This is a genomic window from Mesorhizobium sp. ANAO-SY3R2 (genome assembly GCF_042466635.1).
Lineage (GTDB): Bacteria > Pseudomonadota > Alphaproteobacteria > Rhizobiales > Rhizobiaceae > Aminobacter.
In genome coordinates, this window is the sequence record NZ_CP159955.1 from 2,662,460 (window position 1) to 2,684,079 (window position 21,620).

Genomic DNA, 21,620 nt, shown 5'->3' on the forward strand with positions numbered 1-21,620 from the left:
AGGCCAAAGGGGAGTGACCCGGCGCAGCGCCATCCGACTAGATATTCCGGCTGCCCGGCTTCACCGCCGGGATCGCCGCCAGTTCCGGCGGCAGCTGGTCGGCGGGATAGGCCGGCACCTCGTATTCGGCGAGTGCGATCAGCGGCACGCCGACATCGGTCTTGCCAGCCGAGCGGTCGATGATGCAGGCCGCAGCTACCACCTCGGCGCCCAGTTCACGCAGGCATTCGATGGTCTCACGGATCGACAGTCCGGTGGTCACGATGTCCTCGACAATGACGACGCGGGCACCCTTCTCGATCTCGAATCGGCGCAGGCGGAAGGTGCCCTGCTCGCGCTCGACCCAGATCGCCGGCACTTTGAGGTGCCGCGAGGTCTCGTAGGCCGGAATCAGGCCGCCGATCGCCGGGCCCACGACATAGTCGATGTCGCCCTTCACCTCGGCGCGGATCTTGTCGGCCAGCGCCGTGCACAGCGCTTCGGTCTTGTCGGCATGCATGAAGACGCGCGCCTTCTGCAGGAACACCGGGCTGCGCAGGCCCGACGTCAGGATGAAGTGGCCCTCCAGCACCGCACCCGCCGAACGGAAAATATCGAGAACCTCTTTCGTCTGCATCTTTGTCTTTCCTGTCGCCGGAGCTTAGCCCCAGAGCTTAGCCATTGACGCGGCGCGCGTCGCTGACGCTGGTGTTTTCCTTGAGCTGGGAGATCAGCCGGTTCAGGTGCTTCAGATCCCAGACCTCGAGATCGATCAGCATTTCGGTGAAGTCGGGCGCGGTGCGCACCATCGACAGCGTGTGGATGTTGGCATCGTTGGCGGCCACCACCTGGGCAATGTCGGCGAGCGAGCCCGGCGCGTTGATCGCCGTCACCGAAAGCCGGGCCGGGAAGCGCTCCTTGGAGCCTTCGTCGAGGTCCCAGCGCACGTCGATCCAGCGCTCCGGCTGGTCGTCGAAGGCCATCAGCGACGGCGACTGGATCGGATAGATCGTGATGCCCGAGCCCGGCTGCATGATGCCGACGATGCGGTCGCCCGGCACCGCCCCTTCGGGTGCGAAGCGCACCGGCAGGTCGCCGCTGACGCCACGGATCGGCACCGCCGGTCCCCAGCGCTTGGGCTCCTTGCGCTGCGGGGCCGACGACCGCCCCGGAATCTGGAACAGCATGCCGGCGGCGTTGCGGATCTTCGACCAGCCCTCCTCACGCGGCTTCGAGGCCGCGGGCGTGGCACGCTCTTCCTTGTAGTCGGGGAACACGGCGCGCACGACATCGTTCGAGGCCAGCTCGCCGCGTCCGACCGACGCCAGCACGTCCTCGATGTCCTTGCGCGCCAGCCTATGCAGCACCGGCTTCAGGCTGTCCTTGGAGAATTTCTTGCCCGCCCGTTCGAAGGTACGTTCGAGGATGCGCGTGCCCAGGCCAGAATATTGCTTGCGGATCGCGTTCTTGGTCGCCCGCCGGATCGCCGAGCGCGCCTTGCCGGTGACCACGATCGATTCCCACGCCGCCGGCGGCACCTGCGCCTTGGAGCGGATGATCTCGACCTCGTCGCCGTTCTTGAGTTCGGTCATCAGCGGCATCACCCGGCCATTGACCTTGGCGCCCACACAGGTGTCGCCGACGTCGGTATGAACAGCATAGGCGAAGTCGATGGGGGTGGCGCCGCGCGGCAGCGCGATCAGCATGCCCTTCGGCGTGAAGCAGAACACCTGGTCCTGGAACAGCTCGAGCTTGGTGTTCTCCAGGAACTCCTCGGGATTGTCGCCGTCGGCTAGTTGCTCGATCGTCCGCCGCAGCCAGCCATAGGCGTTGGTGTCCTTGGAGATCTGGTGGCCGGCGCCGTTCAGCTTGGCGACATTGTCCTTGTAGATCGAATGCGCGGCCACGCCGTATTCGGCGATCTTGTTCATCTCACGGGTGCGGATCTGCAGCTCGATGCGTTGGCGCGCCGGCCCGACGATGGTGGTGTGGATGGAACGATAGTCGTTCTGCTTGGGCGTCGAGATGTAGTCCTTGAAGCGTCCCGGCACCATCGACCAGGTCGTGTGGATGGCGCCGAGCGCCCGATAGCAATCCTCGAGGCTGTCGACGATGACGCGGAAGCCGAAGATGTCGGACAGCTGCTCGAAGGACAGCGCCTTGGTCTCCATCTTGCGGAACACCGACCACGGCTTCTTCTGCCGGCTCGTCACCGTGGCCTTGATTCCGTATTTCTCGAACAGCTGCGACAACGACTTCTCGATGTCCTCGAGCACGCCCTTGTTGCGCTCGGAAAGATCCTTCAGCCTTTCCGTAACCGTCCGGTAGGCTTCCGGATTGATATAGCGGAAGGCCAGTTCCTCGAGCTCCTCGCGCATGCCCTGCATGCCCATGCGCCCGGCGAGCGGCGCATAGATCTCCATCGTCTCCTCGGCGATGCGCAGCCTTTTGCTCTCCGGCACATGGTGCAACGTGCGCATGTTGTGGAGCCGGTCGGCCAGCTTGACCAGCAGCACCCGCACATCCTCGGAGATGGCCAGCAGAAGCTTGCGCAGATTCTCCGCCTGCTCGGCCTTCTTGGAGACGAGGTCGAGCTTCTTGAGCTTGGTCAGTCCCTCGACCAGCTTGCCGATGTCGGGGCCGAACAGTTCATCGATCTCGGCGCGGGTGGCGGACGTGTCCTCGATGGTGTCGTGCAGCAGGGCGACCGCGATGGTCGCCTCGTCGAGATGCATGTCGGTGAGGATCGCCGCGACTTCCAGCGGATGCGAGAAATAGGGGTCGCCCGAGGCGCGGCGCTGGTGGCCATGCTTCTGCATGGCGTAGACATAGGCCTTGTTGAGCAGCGCCTCGTTGACGTCAGGCTTGTAGCGCTGGACGCGCTCGACAAGCTCATACTGACGCATCATGGGCAGCTTCCCGGTACTGGAAATGAATCATGCGCCGCAAGGACTTGCGGCGCATGTCATAGATAACCACTGATCTGGCGGCGTGGAAGGCCCCGTTGCGGCCGGATCACGTTCTGCCAAGCCTTTTTGCCATTTCCCCCACCGGCCCGGTCGGCCGACAGGGAAAACTCACAAGGGTCTCAGAAGTCGTCGCTCTTCTCGGGTGCCACCAGTCCTTCGATGCCGGCGAGCAGGTCTTCTTCCGTCATGCGGTCGAAGGCGATGTTCTCTTCGGCTTCTTCGGCCTCGATCGCCGCCACACCGGTCGCATCGACTGCAGCTTCGGGGGCTTCGGGTTCGGGCTCGTCGACCTCGACATGCTTCTGCAGCGAGTGGATCAGATCTTCCTTCAGGTCATCAGGCGACAGCGTCTCGTCGGCGATCTCGCGCAGGGCGACAACCGGGTTCTTGTCGTTGTCGCGAGGAATCGTGATCTGTGCGCCCTGCGAGATCTGGCGGGCGCGATGGCCAGCGAGCAGCACCAGCTCGAAGCGGTTGCCGACCTTGTCAATGCAGTCTTCAACGGTTACGCGGGCCATGAAGTGCCCCTTTCATGCATGTATTTGACGGAAAGCTGGCGCGTGCATTAACCTGAAAGGCCTCGCAATTCAAGCATGAAGCCTGTGTACTCGGGTGAAGCGCCGGAATCCCGGTATCCGTCCACCCACAGTTTTTTACTACGCCACGACCATCGCCCCTTGGCAATGACTCACTGCGGGCGATATCAGCCGGATAGGGCTAGGGTATTTGATCGGGGGGAGACGAAAACACTCGACACAGACTTATTCGGCGACAGCCTATTTCAACAAGGAAATTTTCCTATGTTTGATCCACGCGAAAAAATCGCACTCTTCATCGATGGAGCCAACCTCTACGCCACCTCGCGCGCTCTTGGCTTCGACATCGACTACCGCAAGCTTCTCGCCAGCTTCCAGAAACACGGTTACCTTCTCAGAGCCTACTACTACACAGCGCTCGTCGAGGATCAGGAATATTCCTCGATCCGTCCGCTGATCGACTGGCTCGACTACAACGGCTTCAAGGTCGTCACCAAGCCGGCCAAGGAGTTCACCGACGCGACCGGCCGGCGCAAGATCAAGGGCAACATGGACATCGAACTGACCGTCGATGCGCTTGAGCTTGCCGATGTCGTCGACCACTACGTCATCTTCTCCGGCGACGGCGACTTCCGCACGCTGGTCGAAGCCCTGCAGCGTCGCGGCCGCAAGGTCAGCGTGATCTCGACGATGGCATCGCAGCCGCCGATGATCTCGGACGACCTGCGCCGCCAGGCCGACCACTTCATCGACCTGATGACGCTGAAGGCCGAGATTGGCCGCGAGCCTTCGGAGCGCCCGGTACGCAAGGTTGAACCGATCGAGCCTGAGCCCGACGATAGCTGATGCTGATTGCAACACCTGCCATGCAAGCCGATCCCGAGCGGGATTGCGCGCTCTGCCCCCGCCTGCACGACTTCATCGCAGGCTGGCGGCAGCGCGAGCCCGGCTGGTACAACGCGCCCGTCCGCTCCTTCCTGCCACAGGAAGGTGCGGACAGCGTGCGTTTCCTCATCGTCGGGCTGGCGCCCGGCTTGCGCGGCGCAAACCGCACCGGCCGGCCCTTCACCGGCGACTATGCCGGCGACCTGCTCTATTCGACGCTCGGCCGTTTCGGCATGGCGCGCGGAACCTTCCAGGCGCGGCCGGACGACGGGCTGGAACTGATCGGGACGGCGATCACCAATGCGGTCCGCTGCGTGCCGCCTGACAACAAGCCGGTGGGCGCCGAGATCAACACCTGCCGCAGCTTCCTGACCCCGACCATTGCGAGCTTTCCCAACCTGCGCGCCATCCTGACCCTTGGCGCGATCGCTCACCAATCGACCGTGCGGGCGCTCGGCGCGCGTGTCGCGGCAGTGCCGTTCAAGCACGGTGCGCGCCATGACGTCGGCAATCTGGCACTGTTTTCAAGCTATCACTGCTCGCGCTACAATACCAATACAGGTGTGCTGACTGAGGAAATGTTCGTCAAGGTTTTCAACGACGTAGCCGATTTCCTGCGGGAGCGGGACTGAAGCGCCCAGGCATTGTCGCCGCCATCTCAGCATCCCGGAAAACGTGGAAACGCTTTCCGCGCTTTCCGCGCTCCCCTCGCCCCCCTCTGGACTCGAGCATTCAATTGGTGGCCGCCTCAAGATGTCACCATCTGTCAGCAGACCGCGTGGAAAACCCGCGCCGTTTTTCCACACTTCCAAGACCTCCCGTACCATGATCGGGCGATCTTCCACGGGACCCCGGCTGCGCACCGGGCATCGGGGGGAAGCGCCGGTGCCGGGCTGGCGGGAGGTCGGTTCTCCTGCTGGGTGTTTCACCCCCAAGCCCGGGCCTTGCGGCGGCTGGCGGCGGAAATGCCGAGGCGACTGAGCGGGGCAAGCAACCGGGCGGGGCGCGAACGTCGCGCCACACAAATACTATCGGAAGGCACGGCCTCGCGCCCCGCTTCCCGAACCATCTCCCGACAAGGGAGCGCTCTTTGACAATGGCCAGGCGCGAAAGCGAGCGTGGCGGTGAAGAAGCTTGGCGCCAACACAGACGCCGTCATCCCGGAAACCGGAGCGAAGCGAAGGTTATCCGGGATCCATTGACTGGAACATCGTTTAGCGCGGCCGGGTCCTCGCCTAGGTGTAGGCCGTGCGTAGTGAGAACCCGGTCGCGCCAGTCAATGGATCCCGGGTCTCGCTCTGCTCGCCCGGGATGACGGGTCCAAGCAACCGGCATTGCCAACCGGCCAAAGGTATAGCTCACCCCAGCCCACCGCTGTGGCCTCAGGCGTTCGTCGTTAGAAAAGCCAAATCGTTGGCTTTTCCTGACCTGCGGCCACCACTCCTCACCCCCGCTCCTTGAGCAGGCGTCCCTTCTCGCGGTTCCAGTCGCGATTCTTTTCGGTCTCGCGCTTGTCGTGCAGCTTCTTGCCGCGACCGACGGCAAGCAGCATCTTGGCCATGCCGCGATCGTTGAAGTAGATCTTCAAAGGCACCAGCGTCATGCCCTCGCGCTCGATGCTCTGGGCAAGCTTGCCCATCTGGCGCTTGTTGACGAGCAGTTTGCGGCGGCGACGCGTCTCGTGGTTGAAGCGGTTGGCCTGCAGATATTCAGGCACATAGGAATTGATCAGCCAGAGTTCGCCACCCTCGAACGAGGCGTAGGAATCCTGGATGTTGGCCTGACCGAGGCGCAGCGACTTCACCTCGGTGCCGCTCAGCACCATGCCCGCCTCGAGCGTGTCGAGGATCTCATAGTTGAACCGCGCCTTGCGGTTCTCCGCGGCGACCTTGTTGTTGGGATCGGATTTCTTGCCTTGGCTCATGACATCGCTATGGCTGCGAAGTGGATATTCCGCAAGCCTCCGCCGCTCAGTCGATCAGGCCGGCGTGCTTCATCGCCGCGTCGATCTTCTCGGCGGTCGACTGCTCCACGGTCATCAGGGGCGAGCGCAGCACGTTCTCGATCCGGCCGAGGCGCGACAGCGCGTATTTCGCGCCCGAAGCGCCCGGCTCGATGAAGATTGCCTTGTGAAGCGGCATCAGGCGGTCCTGCAGATTGAGCGCCTTGTCCTTGTCGCCGGACAGGCTGGCGTTCTGGAACTCGGCGCAAAGCCGCGGCGCGACATTCGACGTCACCGAAATGGCGCCGACGCCGCCATGGGCGTTGAAGCCGAGGGCGGAGGCGTCCTCGCCCGACAGCTGGATGAAATCCTTGCCGCAGGCCAGACGCTGCTCCGTGACGCGCTCGACCCTGCCGGTCGCGTCCTTGACACCCTTGATGTTCTTGAAGTCATGAACCAGCCGGCCCATCGTCTCCGGCGTCATGTCGATGACCGAACGCGGTGGAATGTTGTAGATGATGATTGGCAGGGTGGTTGCCTGCGCGACCGCCGCGAAATGGGTATAGAGGCCGCGCTGCGTCGGCTTGTTGTAATAGGGCGTGACGACCAGGACGGCATCGGCACCGACGCTCTCGGCGTGCTTCACCAGACCGACAGCCTCTTCGGTGTTGTTCGAGCCGGCGCCGGCGACCACCGGCACGTGGCCTCGCGCCACCTCGACGCAGATCTCCACCACCCGGCGGTGCTCCTCATGGCTCAACGTAGGCGACTCGCCGGTCGTGCCGACCGGGACGAGGCCAGTCGTGCCCTCCGATATCTGCCATTCGACAAGCGCGCGAAAGGCTTTCTCGTCGAGACGGCCATTCTTTTCGAATGGTGTCACGAGCGCGGTAAGTGAGCCTCTCAGCATGTCGTCCAACTCCAGGAACCCTGCGGTTTTTTGGTTTTTGATATGGCCGGCTTTCTAGTCGAAAACAGGGTCGCGCACCATAGTCTCGACACCAATTTGCGGCAAGTGAGGTGTTGGGCATATACGGGCAATTCGAATGGCGGCACTAACTTTTCATTTACCGGCTCTTCACCACCGGCGGCTAGCCTCGGCGCTAGCGGCTGCAAAAGGTCGTGTGCAAGGACAGGGAATGACCACTTTCATTCCGGCCATCCGGCCGAGATCTGTGCTTTTCGGCGCCGTTCTTGCGCTCTCGACCACCCTTGCGTCGGGCGCCGAGCTCGACCTTGGCGCGACCGGGGCCCTCCCCTTCGCCTCGATCGGCAAGGGCGACGCCACGCGCGCGGCCTTCGGCACCATCGACCAGTTGAAGAGCGGCCTGGACGCGCTGTCGGCCGGAGACGTCGCGCAGGCCCGCGCCGTCCGCGACAGCCTGCCGGCCACCGCACTCGACCGCCACATCCTGATGTGGGCGATCGCGATCAAAGGCGACTGGGTGCCCAGCACCGAAATCGCCGCAGCAGCGCAGGCCCTGCCCGGCTGGCCGGGCCTCACCACCCTTCGCCGCAACAGCGAACGCGCCATGGCGCGCGAAAATCCCGAGCCGCAAACCGTGATCCAGGCCTTCGCCGGCAGCCAGCCGCAGACCATCGAGGGCGCGATCCTGCTCGCCCGCTCGCAACTGGCGCGCGGCGACGCCAAGGCAGCGCACGCGGCGATCAACCCCTATTGGCGCAGCGAAAAGCTTGAGGCGAAGCAGGAGGCAGCGATCATCAAGGAGTTCGGCACCGTTCTGTCGGCCGCCGACCACCGCTTCCGCATGGAAAAGATGCTCTATGCCGACCGCATCGCTTCCGCACAGCGCGTCGCCGAACTCGCCGACGCCAAGCCGCTGGCGGATGCCTGGGCGGCCGTCCTCAAGGGCGACAAGAAGGCCCAGGCGCTGCTGGACGCGGTGCCCGCGAACCTGCGCTCAGCCGGCTACTACTTCGCCCAATCGCGCCTGTTGCGCAGGAACGACAAGTTCGTCGATGCCGCCGCTGCCATGCTCAAGGCGCCGAAGGAGCGGGCAGCACTGGTCGATCCCGATGCCTGGTGGATTGAACGCCGGGCGCTGTCGCGCGAACTGGTCGACCACGGCGACGCCAAGACCGCCTACAAGATCGCCGCCGCCCATGCGGCGGAGAGCCCGACCAACGCCGCCGATGCCGAATTCCATGCCGGCTGGTATGCCCTGCGCGGCCTCAACGACGCCAAGACCGCGTCGCTCCATTTCGCCCGCATCGCCGAGATCGCCGCCACCCCGCTGTCGCTATCGCGCGCCTATTACTGGCTCGGCCGCGCCGCCGAATCGGGTGCTCCCGGCACGGCTGGCGACTACTATTCTCGCGCTGCCACCTATGGCACGACCTTCTACGGCCAACTCGCCGCCGAGCGGATCGGCCGCAAGGCGCTCAACGTCGCCTATCCCACACCATCTGCCGCCGAGCGGAAAACGTTTTCCGAGCGTGAGGCAGTCAACGCCATCACCCGCCTGGAAGGCGCAGGCTACGCGCGCTACGCCGAAATACTCTATCGCGACCTCGCCGGCCAGCTGAACAGTCCAGGCGAACTGGCTCTGCTCGCCGCCATGGCGGAAAAGCAGGACAACCACTATCTGGCGCTGCGCGTCGGCAAGATCGCCGCCCAGCGTGGCCTCGACGTCGGCGCGCTGTCGCATCCGGTCGGCGTCATCCCGGCCTCGGCCAACATCGAGGGCTCGGGCAAGGCGCTGGCCTACGCCATTGCGCGCCAGGAAAGCGAGTTCAACGTTTCGGCCGTCTCCGGCGTCGGCGCGCGCGGCCTTCTGCAGCTGATGCCCGGCACCGCCAAGGAAGTGGCGAAGAAGGCGGGCATGGCCTATTCGGCCGACCGGCTGACCTCGGATGCCGGCTACAATGCAACGCTGGGCGCGGCCTTCCTCGGCGAGCAGCTTGGACGCTTCAACGGCTCCTACATCCTGACCTTCGCCGGCTACAATGCCGGCCCGAGCCGTGCCACCCAGTGGATCGAACGCTATGGCGACCCGCGCGGCAAGGATATCGACACCGTCGTCGACTGGATCGAGCGCATCCCCTTTGCGGAGACCCGCAGCTACGTCCAGCGTGTCATGGAGAATTATCAGGTCTACAAGATGCGCCTGTCGGGCACCTACGACATTTCAGGCGACCTGATTAACGGCCGCTGACGCGGGCATGGCCCCCGGTTTGACCGCGCTTCGCCAGTGGCCCCACAATGCCTCTGAGATCGGCGGCGATTCCGGGGACGGGCAATGGCAAGCGATGAAGGTTTTTCGGATTTTTATTACGAAGCGCAGGACGGGCTGAAACTCCACGCCCGGATCTATGGCGAGGACAATGGACGCCTGCCGGTCGTCTGCCTGCCGGGCCTTACCCGCAACGCCCGCGACTTCCACGAACTGGCGCTGCGCCTGACCGCCGAAAGCCCGCGTCGAATCATATGCTTCGACTATCGCGGCCGGGGCCTGTCAGCTTACGATTCCAACTGGCAGAACTACAATGTCGGCACAGAAGCGGCCGACATCCTCACCGGGCTCGCGGCACTGGGGATCAACGAGGCGGCGTTCATCGGCATCTCGCGCGGCGGGCTGATCATCCACGTGCTTGGCGTCATGCAGCCCACGCTCGTCAGGGCCGTGGTGCTCAACGACATCGGCCCGGTGATCGAGCCTGCAGGGCTTGCCCACATTCGCTCATATCTGGAGAACGCCCCTCGCCCGGCGGATTTTGCCGAGGCGGTGGCACAGCAACGGGCCATTCATGGCGATGCCTTTCCGGCACTTGCCGAGGCCGACTGGCAGCGTTTTGTCCGCGCAATCTATCGCGACGACACCGGAAAACCCGTCGCCGACTACGACCCGGCCCAGATCAACACGGTGCTTGCGATGAAGCTCGACCAGCCCTTGCCTGACCTGTGGCCGCAGTTCGCAGCACTCTCGGCCCTACCTATTCTGGCTATCCGCGGCGCCAATTCACGGCTGCTCTCTGTCGAGACGCTAAAAGAGATGGCCCGGCGGCATCCGCGCTTCAAGGCCATCACGGTCGAAGGCCAGGGCCACGCGCCGTTTCTGGAAACCGGCGATCTGCCCGAAAGGATCGCGGCGTTCCTGATGGGTGTGCCGAATCCCGGCCCGAATAGGCCGTAGAACGGAGCACGCCGGGCGAACGAACGAGCGCAGGGCCGCTGCCCGCCAGCGGCCGCTCGCGCACGCCGGCAGCTTGCAGACCGCACACCTGACCGACAACGAAAAAACCCGGCGGTTGCCCGCCGGGTTTTCTCTAAATCAGCTCAAGAGCCGATTAGAACGCTGCGTTCAGACGCAGGAAGCCGTTCCAGGTGTTGTCGGTCGCAGCAGTATCGCCTGCGACGTAGTTGACGGCCAGCAGGGCGTCGAGGTTCTTGACGATGTTGTAGTCAACGGTCGCGCCGACGGTCCAGTCGTTGGCGCCGGTGACGAACTCGTCGCCGAAGTACTGACCACCGACGGCCAGTGCCAGCTTCTCGTTGGCCTGGAAGCGGACCGCACCGCCCAGCGACCACTCGTAAGCCTGGAGGGCATCCAAGCCGACTTCGTAGAAGCTGTAACCCGAGCCGTAGGTCGCCATCACCTGCAGCGAGATAGCATCCGAAGCCTTGAAGGTGGCGATACCCTTCAGAGCGTATTCTTCAACGACCGAGTCGTAAGCAGCGAACAGGTCAACGCCGCCCCAGCCCTGAGCGACCGACACCTTGCCGGTGAGGTTCGGGACGTAGGAATCGTCGTTCACGGCCACTTCGAGACCGCCGCTGATCGCGATGCCATTGCCGGCGTCGAAGGTGTAGCGAACCTGGTTGATGAAGTCGCCGCCGCCCTGGTCGAACTCGCCATAGATGCCGCCGTCGAACAGGGTATCGTTACGACCGAACGACAGGCCACCGAGTTCGACGTAGGCGTAGCGGACGGCGAAGCTGCTGTTGTCGGCCCAGTGACCCGGACGCGGATCATCGTTACCGCCGTTGTTCGAAGCGTTAAGCTCGATGTAGCGACGGAAGGTGCCGTATTCGGTCTCCGAACGGGCGTCGAGCTTCAGGCGAGCCGTCGTCGACTTGACCCAGCCGTTGTCTTCATCGGTGAAGCTGATCTGATAACGAACCAGGCCGCCGACCTTCAGGCAGGTCTCGGTGCCGGGGATGTAGTAGAAGCCGGTGCCGTAAACGTCGCAGATGCGGACGTATTCCATGGGCTCGGGCTCAGCAACGACAACAGCATCAGCTGCACGAGCGCCGGAAACTGCGAGCAGAGCCGCAGCGGAGCCGAGAAGAAGGCTCTTGATGTTCATTTTCTGACCTCCAGTCAAAAGTTTCAAAAGAGGGTCTGGGTATTTTTTGCTGAAGGACAGCGTTCCCTGCCCCATCCCCATTTGAAAAAGACACGCACCGCGTTCCTTCTTCGAGACCGACATTACCCAAGCGCCGCCGCCGTTCAACAGCCAACACGTCCAACTGTGACGCGACGGCACGCTATCCGGGGGCGATGTTGCACAAATGACACGATTTGATACCCCCCATAAAGTAGTCATTAAGATCTATGCCCGCTTGGCAACGGCCCTGGCGGGCAGGAATCGCTGGGGATTCGCATCAGCGGCCCCGGGAATCGTGTTCGTGCACGAGCTGGCGGGCGTGAGACTCGCCACAGATTCGCCCCCGCCAGGCCCAAAGGCACTCTTTTTATGGAGAATGGTGCAAAGGCTTATTGATTATGCCCCACCTTTTCTTTATCCAGCGCCTCAACGGAGAGGTGGCCGAGTGGTCGAAGGCGCTCCCCTGCTAAGGGAGTAGAGGTCAAAAGCTTCTCGTGGGTTCGAATCCCATCCTCTCCGCCAGCCTCACGCTGCCACCTTCCAAAGAATTCCCAAGACCCCCGTCATTTCAATCGCTTGCGCCTTCAGCGCGGCCGATTTCGTGCGGTTTTGCGCCCCCGTTTTCGGTTTTCGGTCGCGATTCTGACTGGAGGTCAGAAAATGAACATCAAGAGCCTTCTTCTCGGCTCCGCTGCGGCTCTGCTCGCAGTCTCCGGCGCACGTGCGGCCGACGCCGTCGTCGTCGCCGAACCGGAACCCATGGAATATGTCCGCATCTGCGACGTTTACGGCACCGGCTTCTACTACATCCCCGGCACCGAGACCTGCCTGAGGATCGGCGGCCTGGTTCGCTATGAAATCGACGGCCAGACCGACGACGACGGCTGGAAGAAGATCGCGCTCGCCCGTCTGAAGATGGACGCGCGTTCGGAAAGCGAATTCGGCACCTTCCGCCGCTACATCGAAATCCAGCACAGCGTCGGCGGCAGCGCCACCGAGGACAACGGCTGGATCAAGGGCAGAAGGCCGGTCCTTGACGACGATGATATCGTTGGCTCTGAAGAAGTCGACGTCTGGACCGGCCTGATGGGAGAGTCGGGCACCACGCTCCGTTACGCCTATATCGAACTCGGCGGCCTGCTGATCGGCCACACCGACACGCTGTGGGACGGTGGCCTCTCTGCGGAATTCGACCAGAACGGCGGCGACCGCATCAACCAGATCCGCTATACATTCGACGCCGGCAACGGCATCACGCTGTCGGCCAGCTTGGAAGAAGAGTCCTACAACTTCGACTACGTTCCGCTGGTCGTCGGCAAGGTGTCGTTCGCGCAGGGCTGGGGTTCGGTCGACCTGTGGGCAGCCTATGACGACGCCTTCGGCGAAGGTGCCTTCAAGGCTCTCGCCAGCTTCAAGGCCACCGACGCCCTGACCGTTGAGTTGCTCGCAACCTACGAGACGGGCCCGAGCTACTGGAGCGTTACCACCGAGTATATCGGTTATGAATGGACGGTCGGCGCCGACGTCGTATACAAGGTCAACGAGAAATTGGGCCTGACCTTCGGCGGCCAGTATCTGTCCAACCTCCACGACGACAACCTCCAGAAATTTGTTCCGGGCACGGGCACTCCTCCGACCACCGGCAAATTTGTCCCCGTGTTTGGCGAAGGCGGCGACAACAACTGGAGAATTGGCGCCGACATCGACTACAACATCATCCAGAACCTCGATACCAAGCTGTCGGTCAACTACTACAACGGCGACAGCTTCGAAGAAGACGGCGGCGTGGTCTACGGCTTCATCCGCCTCGACGCCGCCTTCTGATAGGCTGACGTCTTAAGCAACAAAGGCAGCCCGGGTTTCGCATGAAATCCGGGCTGCCATTACACCAGCGGAGGGCGCTGGGGGTATCAACCGGGAGAGGAAAACGAGGACGCTGTCAGTTACGTGAAGCTCGCGCCAGATACGGCATCGCCGCCTGCTCGAACATTACGAACCGAAATCTGCAACCGTCATCTTGCCGGACGACGCATGCTAGGGTAGCCTTTGGCTGCTTTTGGCGCTGGGTTGCTGGTATCTTTATGAAGAACGCAACTTCCAAGGACGATATTTTGAGCGGCCACCATTCAGCCGCCCTGTTGACCAATTGCAAAGTTACTTACAATTTTGGCAATATTAAAGAAGTCAAGTCATTCAGGGTTTTGGACCTTTTTTCGTCATACAAGGACATTTTGTGGGACGACGGGAAGCATAAGTACAACGTCAGCTCCTTCATCGGTGAGATAGACGAGATTCTTCTGGGCGAGCGCTTCAGCGCATTTTCCCAGGAAACCCTCGACAGCCTGATAGGCTCCCTGCGCCAACGCGGTAACAGCAACGCGACCATCAATCGAAAGATGGCCGCCCTGAGCAAACTGTTGCGCAAGGCCTACAAGATGGGGGACGTCCACAGCCTGCCCGAGTTCCGCCGCCAGAAGGAGCGCGCGGGGCGAATCCGCTTCCTCGAACTCGAGGAAGAAGACAGGCTTTTTGCCGCGATCAGGGCCAAGAGCGAGGATTGCTACCGGCTTTGCGTCTTTTTGGTCGACACCGGATGCCGCCTCGGCGAGGCGCTGGGGCTGATCTGGAACGACGTGCAGGAAACCCGCGTCAGCTTCTGGATCACCAAGTCGGGACGCAGCCGCACCATTCCGCTGACCGTGCGCGCCAAGCAGGTCGCCAAGTGGCAGTCCGAGCGCGGACCGCGCCCGAAAGGGCCGTTCGCCATGCTGACTCAGCCGCAGGTTCGCGCGATCTGGAACGAGGCCAAGGCGGAAGTGGGCCTGGGCACCGACGACCAGGTGGTACCGCACATCCTGCGCCACACCTGCGCTTCGCGGTTGGTGCAAGGCGGCATCGACATCCGACGCGTGCAGATGTGGCTTGGCCACCAGACCTTGGCGATGACCATGCGCTACGCCCATCTCGCAACCAACGACCTCGACCGCTGTGTGGTGGTGCTGGAACGCCACTGAGCGAAGCCTCCATCCGAAGGTTCGCAAAGCTGTCTCCGCAAGCGGCTTTCAGGAGAGGCGATTCGCAGCTTGTCGCAGCACCGCCGAGAAGGGCAATTGCCGTCGACATGCACGTGTCCTCCCGCCGTTTGCACTCCGGCCTCGAATTCGCCAGCGTCAATTCGCCAGCGGCATTTTGCCAAAGTCGTGGCGTCGGCCGGCATTTTGCCGAACGCTCCCCCTGCATCGACGCGCCCAATGTCCCATGTGGGTCAGGACCCACTTGCCTGGCCATCCGGACCGCGCCGATCCCGTTGAAAAGCGGCGATGTTGCTGGCGATGCTCAGACCCGTGTCGCTCCCCTGAGCAGAGAGCGGATTCGGCGATGATGATCGAACGGTGCACGCCATTTTGCGCATCCAGCATTCTGACGCGCATGTTGCCCGCCGTTCGGCGATGGCTCGGTTCGAGAGGTCAATGCCGTGAGCGGCAAGCAAGTCCTCGACCATGCGCAGGCTGAGCCACACGGCATAGCTGATGAGCCGGAAGTGCGCTGGCATTTGCAACGCTCAAGCGCGGGGTTGGCAGGAGATTCGCGTGCGGCCCGCCAAACTCAGCTCTCGCAATATGTTAAGGCAACGGTATCGGGTCTGCGCTAATAGACCCGGGCGACGCATAGAAAGGCTTGGCCTGCGGACGGCCGCTGGCTACTTTCCATTCGTCGCTATTGGAGAGGAGACCACATGCCAGCACGCTTTCTGTCCCCGGCCATGAGCGATCAGGACGCGCTGTCGCTGATCGTCGCACCGTTGGTTGGCGTGGAGGCCAATATCTACGACGACCTCTGGCATGCGATCATCTGCCAGTCGCTGCGCCCGGGCGTGAAGCTTGAAGAATTGGCCTTGAGTGAAATCTACGGCGTCAGCCGCACGGTGATCCGCAAGGTGCTTTTGATCATGGAGCAAGAAGGCGTCGTTTCGCTGCCTCTCAACCGTGGCGCCTATGTTGCCATACCCTCGCCTCGCGATGCCCTCGAACTCTGTGAAGCGGTATCGGCCATGTGCGGCTACATTGTCGGTAAACTCGCCGATCAGCCGCACCTCATCAGTGCCGAGCAGCGCGAGCGGCTGGCTTTGCATGCTCAGGCCGAGAAAGAGGCGGATGAGCTTCAAGCGATCCGACGCCTGCATATGGAGCACGGCACGCTTTTGGCCCTGATCTACGGCAACCTGGTTCTGGCAGCGCAATTCGAGCGAGCGACCTCCAGGCTTGCGCTTGCCCTGTCCGTCTACCAGGGGGTAACGGGCAATATCGCCACGGTGGAATACACGACGACCCTCAACCAGTTGATCTACGCGGGCAGAAAAGACGAGGCCCTGCAAACGGCTACCGCCGCCATCGACCGGGCACGCAAGTCGATGCGCTTTGGCGTCACCGACGGCAGCGTCGACCTCAGGGCGATCCTTGGCAAATGCTGAGTGTTTCGGACCAACACCCCCGCCTGACCAAACAGATGGGCGAATCGGCACGGCCTTAGCCACGTAGAGCGTTTCCGCTTTTTTCGAATCGCGAAAACACTCGACCTCCTTGTTTTGACGCAATTCCGAGCGGAAAACCGCTTCGCACTTTTCCTGGAATTGCTCCGGTGCATGACCCCGAACCGAAGGTCCGCGTAGCGAAAATCAGCATCGATTTTCGGAAAGGGTCATGCACAAGTTCAAAGTGCTACAGTGCCCTTTGCGCGTCCAAAAGGACACGCGGGGTGCTGTAGTCCACCCAAAGCGTCACCAAGCTGCGTGCCTCGGCATGGGAAGACCTGCCCATGCCTGCGGCGGACGGCCCGGCGTGGCTGCTCCTGACTTCAAAACCCTGAAACGTGATCTTGCGGCAAGGCTTGCCGACCGGATGCGGCTGCAAGCAAGTTTGCGCCCCAACTACGCCGCGATGGCGGTGTTTTCATTGGGCGATGCACTTTCGGAGGACGATGCTCTTTCGGAAGCTGCCACGGCGCCGGCATGGCGCCAATCCTGCCCAGATCCGGGAATACAGCCAACCATCGCAATTCGGGAAAAGAGGGAGAGGCACCAGGATGCGCCTGCCCCTGCGTCATGCTTTCCTCAATGCATATTCAGGGAATTTTCAATACACATTGAGGTCAGCATGACTGGAGGTCAGACCGAAATTCGGTCGACAAACCCAAAGCATTTCTGGCGTTCTGTGTCATCTCACAAATAAGTTATTCACAAACAGCCTGTTAGCCAGACCATCTCAGGCTCCAGTCAACGCAACTGGGCACATTGCCGATTTGTGGCATTTATACCACGCGGGACGATCATCAGATGCCGTGAACCTTCCAACCGAGCCATTGGCGGTTGATCCGCTGTTCAACCTGCGGCAATCACGACGCAGAAATTGATTCATCTCGATGGATTTCTTTCTGACATAGCATCGATTGCAATAACACAATGCACAGCAATCAACGGCTGCGCATAAAATGAGGACTTCAAATGAACATTAAGAGCCTTCTTCTCGGCTCCGCTGCGGCGCTGGTCGCAGTTTCCGGTGCCCGTGCTGCCGACGCCGTTGTCGTTGCTGAGCCGGAGCCCATGGAATACGTCCGCGTCTGCGACGTCTATGGCGCAGGCTTCTACTACATCCCCGGCACCGAGACCTGCCTCAAGGTCGGCGGCCTGGTTCGTTACGAAATCTCCGGCGAGACCGGCGACGACGGCTGGAACAAGGAAACGGCTGCCCGCCTGAAGTTCGACGCTCGTTCGGAAACCGAGTACGGCACGTTCAAGCGCTTCATCGAGGTCGAGTTCGCGAACTCCGGCATTGACCCGGTCAGCGGCAAAGACGAGACCGGCATCGAGCTTCGTCACGCTTATTTCGAGCTTGGCGGCCTGCTGGTCGGCCGCACCGACACGCTGTTTGACGGCGACATCGACGGCGAGTTCGAACTGGCTGGCGGCGACCGCGTCAACCAGGTTCGCTACACCTTCGACGCCGGCAACGGCATTGCGCTCAGCGCGGGCCTCGAAGTGGCTGAGAACAACGACTCCTACGTCCCGAACATCACCGGCAAGGCGTCGGTTGCTCAGGGCTGGGGCGGCGTTGACCTGTACGCCGCTTACGACTCGGTCGTAGAAGAATACGCTCTGAAGGGTATCGCTCGCTTCAAGGCGACTGACACTGTCACGCTGCAGGCGCTCGCCAGCTACGATTCGGGCGAGAGCTTCTACGGCATCGGCTACGAGTGGTCGCTCGGCGGCAACGTCGTGTTCCAGGCCACCGAGAAGCTGGCCCTGACCGTCGGCGGTCAGTACCTCGGCGATGCATACAACACCACCCTCGCTCCGGCTGTTGCTGGCAACAACGACTGGGTCGTCGGCGCCGTTGTCGACTACAACATCGTCCAGAACCTCGACGCCAAGCTGGCTGTCAACTACACCGACGGCGACAGCTACAAGGCTACCGACGGCTCGTTCGGCGGCTTCCTCCGTCTCGACGCTTCGTTCTAATCGAGCGACGCTTTAAGCGAAAAGGCGGCCCGGGTCTCATCGAGACCCGGGCCGTTCTTGTTCCGGCAGCATGTTGCCGGAGCGCGGACGAAACCCGATCGCAGCCCTTATTTCGCGTTCGAAAGCCCGGCAGAATTCTCGCCCCGGCACACAAAGCGCATGCAACCACCACGTTTTGTGTCGTATAGGCTCAAGCATACCGATCCTTGCCGCAGCTTGAACGCGCGCGGCCTGCCTCACGAGTATGCTTCCATGACCACAAAGCCGCTGCTTACCCCCGTCATCCGTGCCCTACCGGTCACCGTGCCGTTTGTCGGCCCCGAGGCGCAGGAGCGCGAGCGCGGGAAGCCGTTCCGGGCGCGAATCGGCGCCAATGAAAGCGGTTTCGGGCCTTCGCCGCGGGTCGTCGCCCGCATGATCGAGGCGGCGCCCGAGATGTGGAAATATTGCGACCCGGACAATTTCGACCTCAAGGCTGCACTTGCGCGCCATCTCGGCATTGGAGCGGAGAATGTCGTGGTCGGCGAAGGCATCGACGGGCTGCTCAACCTCGTGGTGCGCATGTATGCGACCGAAGGTAGCCCGGTGGTGACGTCGCTCGGCGCCTATCCAACCTTCAATTTCCACGTCGCCAGCGTCGGCGCGCGGCTGGTGCCGGTGCCGTTCCGCGACGACAAGGAGGATCTCGGGGGGCTGCTCGAGGCGGTCAAGCGCGAGAACACCCCGATCGTCTATCTCTCCAATCCCGACAATCCGATGGGCAGTTGGTGGGAAGCGGACGAGGTCCTGCGCTTCGCCGAGGCCCTGCCGGAAACGACGATGCTGGTGCTGGACGAGGCCTATGGCGAGACGGCTCCCGCCTCGGCGCTGCCGCCGGTCGACATTTCGCGGCCCAATGTCGTGCGCATGCGCACGTTCTCCAAAGCCTACGGCCTTGCCGGCATCCGCTGCGGCTATGCTTTCGGCGATGCCGAGGTGATCGCCAGCTTCGAAAAGGTGCGCAACCACTATGGCGTCAGCCGCATGGCGCAGATCGCCGGCGAAGCGGCACTGGCCGACCAGGCCTATCTGACAGAGGTCGTCGCCAAGGTGGCGGCGGGGCGCGAACGCATTGCCGCCATTGCCCGCGACAACGGGCTCAATCCCCTGCCCTCGGGCACGAACTTCGTCGCCATCGACTGCGGCGGCAACGCAGGATTCGCGCTGTCGATCATGCGTAACCTGCTGGCTCGCGACGTGTTCATCCGCAAGCCCATGGCGCCTGTACTCGACCGCTGCATCCGGGTGAGCGTCGGCCTCGATCACGAGCTCGACATTTTCGCCGAGGAACTGCCCGGCGCGATTGCTGCCGCGCGCGGCGGCTGAGCAAACAGGCAGGACTGCACTCCGCAAATCACCGCCCCCGAGCCACGCGCGCGGGATGGCCTGGAGGGTCGGACGCCCGGATAGATCCGGACCGCCTCCGGCCTGTCTGTCTGTTTTTGCCTCACTTTTTGCAACGCCAAGCGACTTCACCTAGCTGCCAGATGCTCTGACACAGTTCAGCGAACAGAGCCGAAACCGGTGCAAGGCCGCGGCAAGCCACGGCACGGCATCGCCGCGTTTCCGCTACCGCTTGAATTAATTGAACGTTCATTTTATTATCCCTGCCACCTCGGAGAAATGACTGAATGGCGCGCACGGCAGGCTCGGATGGCGAAAGAACCGAAGCTGCGATCCGCGACGCGGCGGTGCAGTTGATCGCACGCCACGGCTTCGAGGCAGTGACCATGCGCCAGCTTGCGGCCGAAGTGGGCGTGCAGGCCGCCGCGCTCTACCGCTACTTTCCCACCAAGGAAGACCTGCTGTTCACCCTGTTGCGCGAGCACATGCAGGCGCTGCTGGCCACCTGGGAACACGCACGACCCGACATTGACGATCCGGTCGCGCAATTGACCGCCTTTGTCGCCAACCACATTCGTTTCCACGTCGAGCGCCGGCATGCCACCCATGTCTCGAACATGGAACTGCGCAGCCTTTCGCGCGATAATCTGACCAGCATCCTGAAGCTGCGCACTGCGTATGAGAAAGAACTCCGGGCAATCCTGCGAGACGGCGCGGAGACAGGCGAACTGGAAGTCGATGACACCGGCCTGACGGCGATGGCGATCATCCAGATGATAACAGGTGTCATCGTCTGGTTCCGCCCCGACGAGCGCCTTTCCGTCGACGAAGTGACCGCTACCTATCTGGCCATGACCATGCGCCTGACCGGCGCCAGGTCCAGTACGGAGGACAGGCATGTACGACAAGACGCTGAACTTCGGGCTGGGTGAGGACATCGACAGCCTGCGCGCGATGGTCAGACGCTTCGCCCAGGAACGTATCGCGCCGATTGCCGCCGACATCGACCGCGCCAACGAGTTTCCCGCGCATCTCTGGCAGGAACTGGGCGCGCTCGGCCTGCTCGGCATCACCGCCGATCCGGAATATGGCGGCTCAGGCATGGGCTATCTCGCCCATGTCGTGGCAGTGGAAGAGATTTCCCGTGCCTCGGCCTCGGTCGGCCTATCCTACGGCGCGCATTCGAACCTCTGTGTCAACCAGATCAAGCGCTGGGGCACGTCGGATCAGAAGGCGAGATACCTTCCCAAACTGTGCTCGGGCGAGCATGTCGGCGCGCTTGCGATGTCGGAGAGTGGCTCTGGCTCCGATGTCGTTTCGCTGAAGCTGAGGGCGGAAAAGCGCAACGACGCCTATGTGCTGAACGGGACCAAGATGTGGATCACCAACGGGCCCGACGCCGACACGCTGGTGGTCTATGCCAAGACCGATCCCGCACTGAAGTCGCGCGGCATCACCGCCTTCATCATCGAAAAGACGATGAAGGGGTTTTCGGTGGCCCAGAAGCTCGACAAGCTCGGCATGCGCGGCTCGAACACCGGTGAACTGGTGTTTGACAATGTCGAGGTGCCCTCGGCAAACGTGCTGCATGAGGAAGGACTCGGCGTCGAGGTGCTGATGTCGGGCCTCGACTACGAGCGGGTGGTGCTGGCCGGCGGGCCGCTCGGCATCATGGCGGCCTGCCTCGATGTGGCGGTGCCTTACGTCCACGAGCGCAAGCAGTTCGGCCAGCCAATCGGCGAATTCCAGCTGGTGCAGGGCAAGCTTGCCGACATGTATGCGACGATGAATGCCGCGCGCGCCTATGTCTATGCGGTGGCGGCAGCCTGCGACCGGGGCGAGGCGACGCGCAAGGATGCCGCCGGCTGCGTGCTGTTTGCCGCGGAGAAGGCGACGCAGGCAGCGCTCGACGCGCTGCAACTGCTCGGCGGAAACGGCTACATCAACGACTACCCGACGGGACGGTTGCTGCGCGACGCAAAACTCTACGAGATCGGCGCAGGCACGAGCGAAATCAGGCGTTGGCTGATCGGTCGCGAGATCATGGCGGAAGGCGCATGACG

Annotated in this window: 17 protein-coding genes and 1 tRNA gene; 12 read left to right on the forward strand and 6 right to left on the reverse strand. The window is 62.5% G+C overall.

Annotated elements, in window-relative coordinates; translation table 11 throughout:
- Positions 1-37: 37 nt before the first annotated feature.
- The 3 genes from pyrE to rpoZ form a co-directional block, all read right to left on the reverse strand.
- The gene (gene pyrE, locus ABSY17_RS17855) at positions 38-616 is read right to left on the reverse strand and encodes an orotate phosphoribosyltransferase (RefSeq protein ID WP_378943567.1); all 579 of its coding nucleotides are present in this window, start codon (positions 614-616) and stop codon (positions 38-40) included.
- Positions 617-653: 37 nt separating this feature from the next.
- Entirely contained in the window at positions 654-2,888 is a 2,235-nt protein-coding gene (locus tag ABSY17_RS17860; RefSeq protein ID WP_378943569.1) for a RelA/SpoT family protein, read from the reverse strand.
- 179 nt (positions 2,889-3,067) lie between these two features.
- The gene (gene rpoZ / locus ABSY17_RS17865) at positions 3,068-3,466 is read right to left on the reverse strand and encodes a DNA-directed RNA polymerase subunit omega (RefSeq protein WP_378943571.1); all 399 of its coding nucleotides are present in this window, start codon (positions 3,464-3,466) and stop codon (positions 3,068-3,070) included.
- A gap of 282 nt (positions 3,467-3,748) precedes the next feature.
- On the opposite strand from rpoZ, the gene ABSY17_RS17870 reads away from it, so the two are divergent.
- Both ABSY17_RS17870 and ABSY17_RS17875 read left to right on the forward strand, forming a co-directional pair.
- A complete protein-coding gene (locus tag ABSY17_RS17870) occupies positions 3,749-4,330 on the forward strand; it encodes an NYN domain-containing protein (RefSeq protein ID WP_378943573.1) in 582 nt (193 codons plus the stop codon).
- The gene (locus tag ABSY17_RS17875) at positions 4,330-5,001 is read left to right on the forward strand and encodes a uracil-DNA glycosylase (protein ID WP_378943575.1); all 672 of its coding nucleotides are present in this window, start codon (positions 4,330-4,332) and stop codon (positions 4,999-5,001) included. The genes ABSY17_RS17870 and ABSY17_RS17875 overlap by 1 nt, the downstream gene beginning before the upstream one ends.
- An 812-nt stretch (positions 5,002-5,813) precedes the next feature.
- Here ABSY17_RS17875 and smpB read toward each other — a convergent pair.
- Positions 5,814-6,293 carry an SsrA-binding protein SmpB gene (smpB, locus tag ABSY17_RS17880; RefSeq protein ID WP_378943577.1) on the reverse strand — a complete coding sequence of 160 codons (480 nt, stop codon included), beginning with the start codon at positions 6,291-6,293 and terminating at the stop codon, positions 5,814-5,816.
- Between the two features lie 46 nt (positions 6,294-6,339).
- The gene (gene dapA / locus ABSY17_RS17885) at positions 6,340-7,221 is read right to left on the reverse strand and encodes a 4-hydroxy-tetrahydrodipicolinate synthase (protein ID WP_378943579.1); all 882 of its coding nucleotides are present in this window, start codon (positions 7,219-7,221) and stop codon (positions 6,340-6,342) included.
- Positions 7,222-7,450: 229 nt separating this feature from the next.
- On the opposite strand from dapA, the gene ABSY17_RS17890 reads away from it, so the two are divergent.
- Both ABSY17_RS17890 and ABSY17_RS17895 read left to right on the forward strand, forming a co-directional pair.
- A complete protein-coding gene (locus ABSY17_RS17890; protein ID WP_378943581.1) occupies positions 7,451-9,487 on the forward strand; it encodes a lytic transglycosylase domain-containing protein in 2,037 nt (678 codons plus the stop codon).
- 84 nt (positions 9,488-9,571) lie between these two features.
- A complete protein-coding gene (locus tag ABSY17_RS17895; protein ID WP_378943583.1) occupies positions 9,572-10,465 on the forward strand; it encodes an alpha/beta fold hydrolase in 894 nt (297 codons plus the stop codon).
- A 154-nt stretch (positions 10,466-10,619) separates the two neighbouring features.
- On the opposite strand, the gene ABSY17_RS17900 is transcribed toward ABSY17_RS17895, so the two are convergent.
- Positions 10,620-11,639, reverse strand: coding sequence for a porin (locus tag ABSY17_RS17900; RefSeq protein WP_378943585.1), 1,020 nt, complete (start codon positions 11,637-11,639; stop codon positions 10,620-10,622).
- A gap of 452 nt (positions 11,640-12,091) precedes the next feature.
- On the opposite strand from ABSY17_RS17900, the gene ABSY17_RS17905 reads away from it, so the two are divergent.
- The 8 genes from ABSY17_RS17905 (at position 12,092) to ABSY17_RS17940 (ending at position 21,618) form a co-directional block, all read left to right on the forward strand.
- Positions 12,092-12,182 (forward strand) — tRNA-Ser (locus ABSY17_RS17905).
- A 138-nt stretch (positions 12,183-12,320) separates the two neighbouring features.
- Positions 12,321-13,484, forward strand: coding sequence for a porin (locus ABSY17_RS17910; protein WP_378943587.1), 1,164 nt, complete (start codon positions 12,321-12,323; stop codon positions 13,482-13,484).
- Between the two features lie 257 nt (positions 13,485-13,741).
- The gene (locus ABSY17_RS17915) at positions 13,742-14,674 is read left to right on the forward strand and encodes a tyrosine-type recombinase/integrase (protein WP_378952825.1); all 933 of its coding nucleotides are present in this window, start codon (positions 13,742-13,744) and stop codon (positions 14,672-14,674) included.
- A 749-nt stretch (positions 14,675-15,423) separates the two neighbouring features.
- A complete protein-coding gene (locus ABSY17_RS17920) occupies positions 15,424-16,131 on the forward strand; it encodes a GntR family transcriptional regulator (protein ID WP_378943589.1) in 708 nt (235 codons plus the stop codon).
- Positions 16,132-17,160: 1,029 nt separating this feature from the next.
- The gene (locus ABSY17_RS17925; RefSeq protein WP_378943591.1) at positions 17,161-18,174 is read left to right on the forward strand and encodes a porin; all 1,014 of its coding nucleotides are present in this window, start codon (positions 17,161-17,163) and stop codon (positions 18,172-18,174) included.
- Positions 18,175-18,426: 252 nt separating this feature from the next.
- Positions 18,427-19,539 (forward strand): pyridoxal phosphate-dependent aminotransferase, encoded by a 1,113-nt coding sequence (locus ABSY17_RS17930; protein ID WP_378943593.1) that lies wholly within the window; start codon positions 18,427-18,429, stop codon positions 19,537-19,539.
- A gap of 305 nt (positions 19,540-19,844) precedes the next feature.
- Entirely contained in the window at positions 19,845-20,489 is a 645-nt protein-coding gene (locus ABSY17_RS17935) for a TetR/AcrR family transcriptional regulator (RefSeq protein ID WP_378943595.1), read from the forward strand.
- Positions 20,455-21,618, forward strand: coding sequence for an isovaleryl-CoA dehydrogenase (locus ABSY17_RS17940; RefSeq protein WP_378943596.1), 1,164 nt, complete (start codon positions 20,455-20,457; stop codon positions 21,616-21,618). The genes ABSY17_RS17935 and ABSY17_RS17940 overlap by 35 nt, the downstream gene beginning before the upstream one ends.
- Positions 21,619-21,620 lie beyond the last annotated feature (2 nt).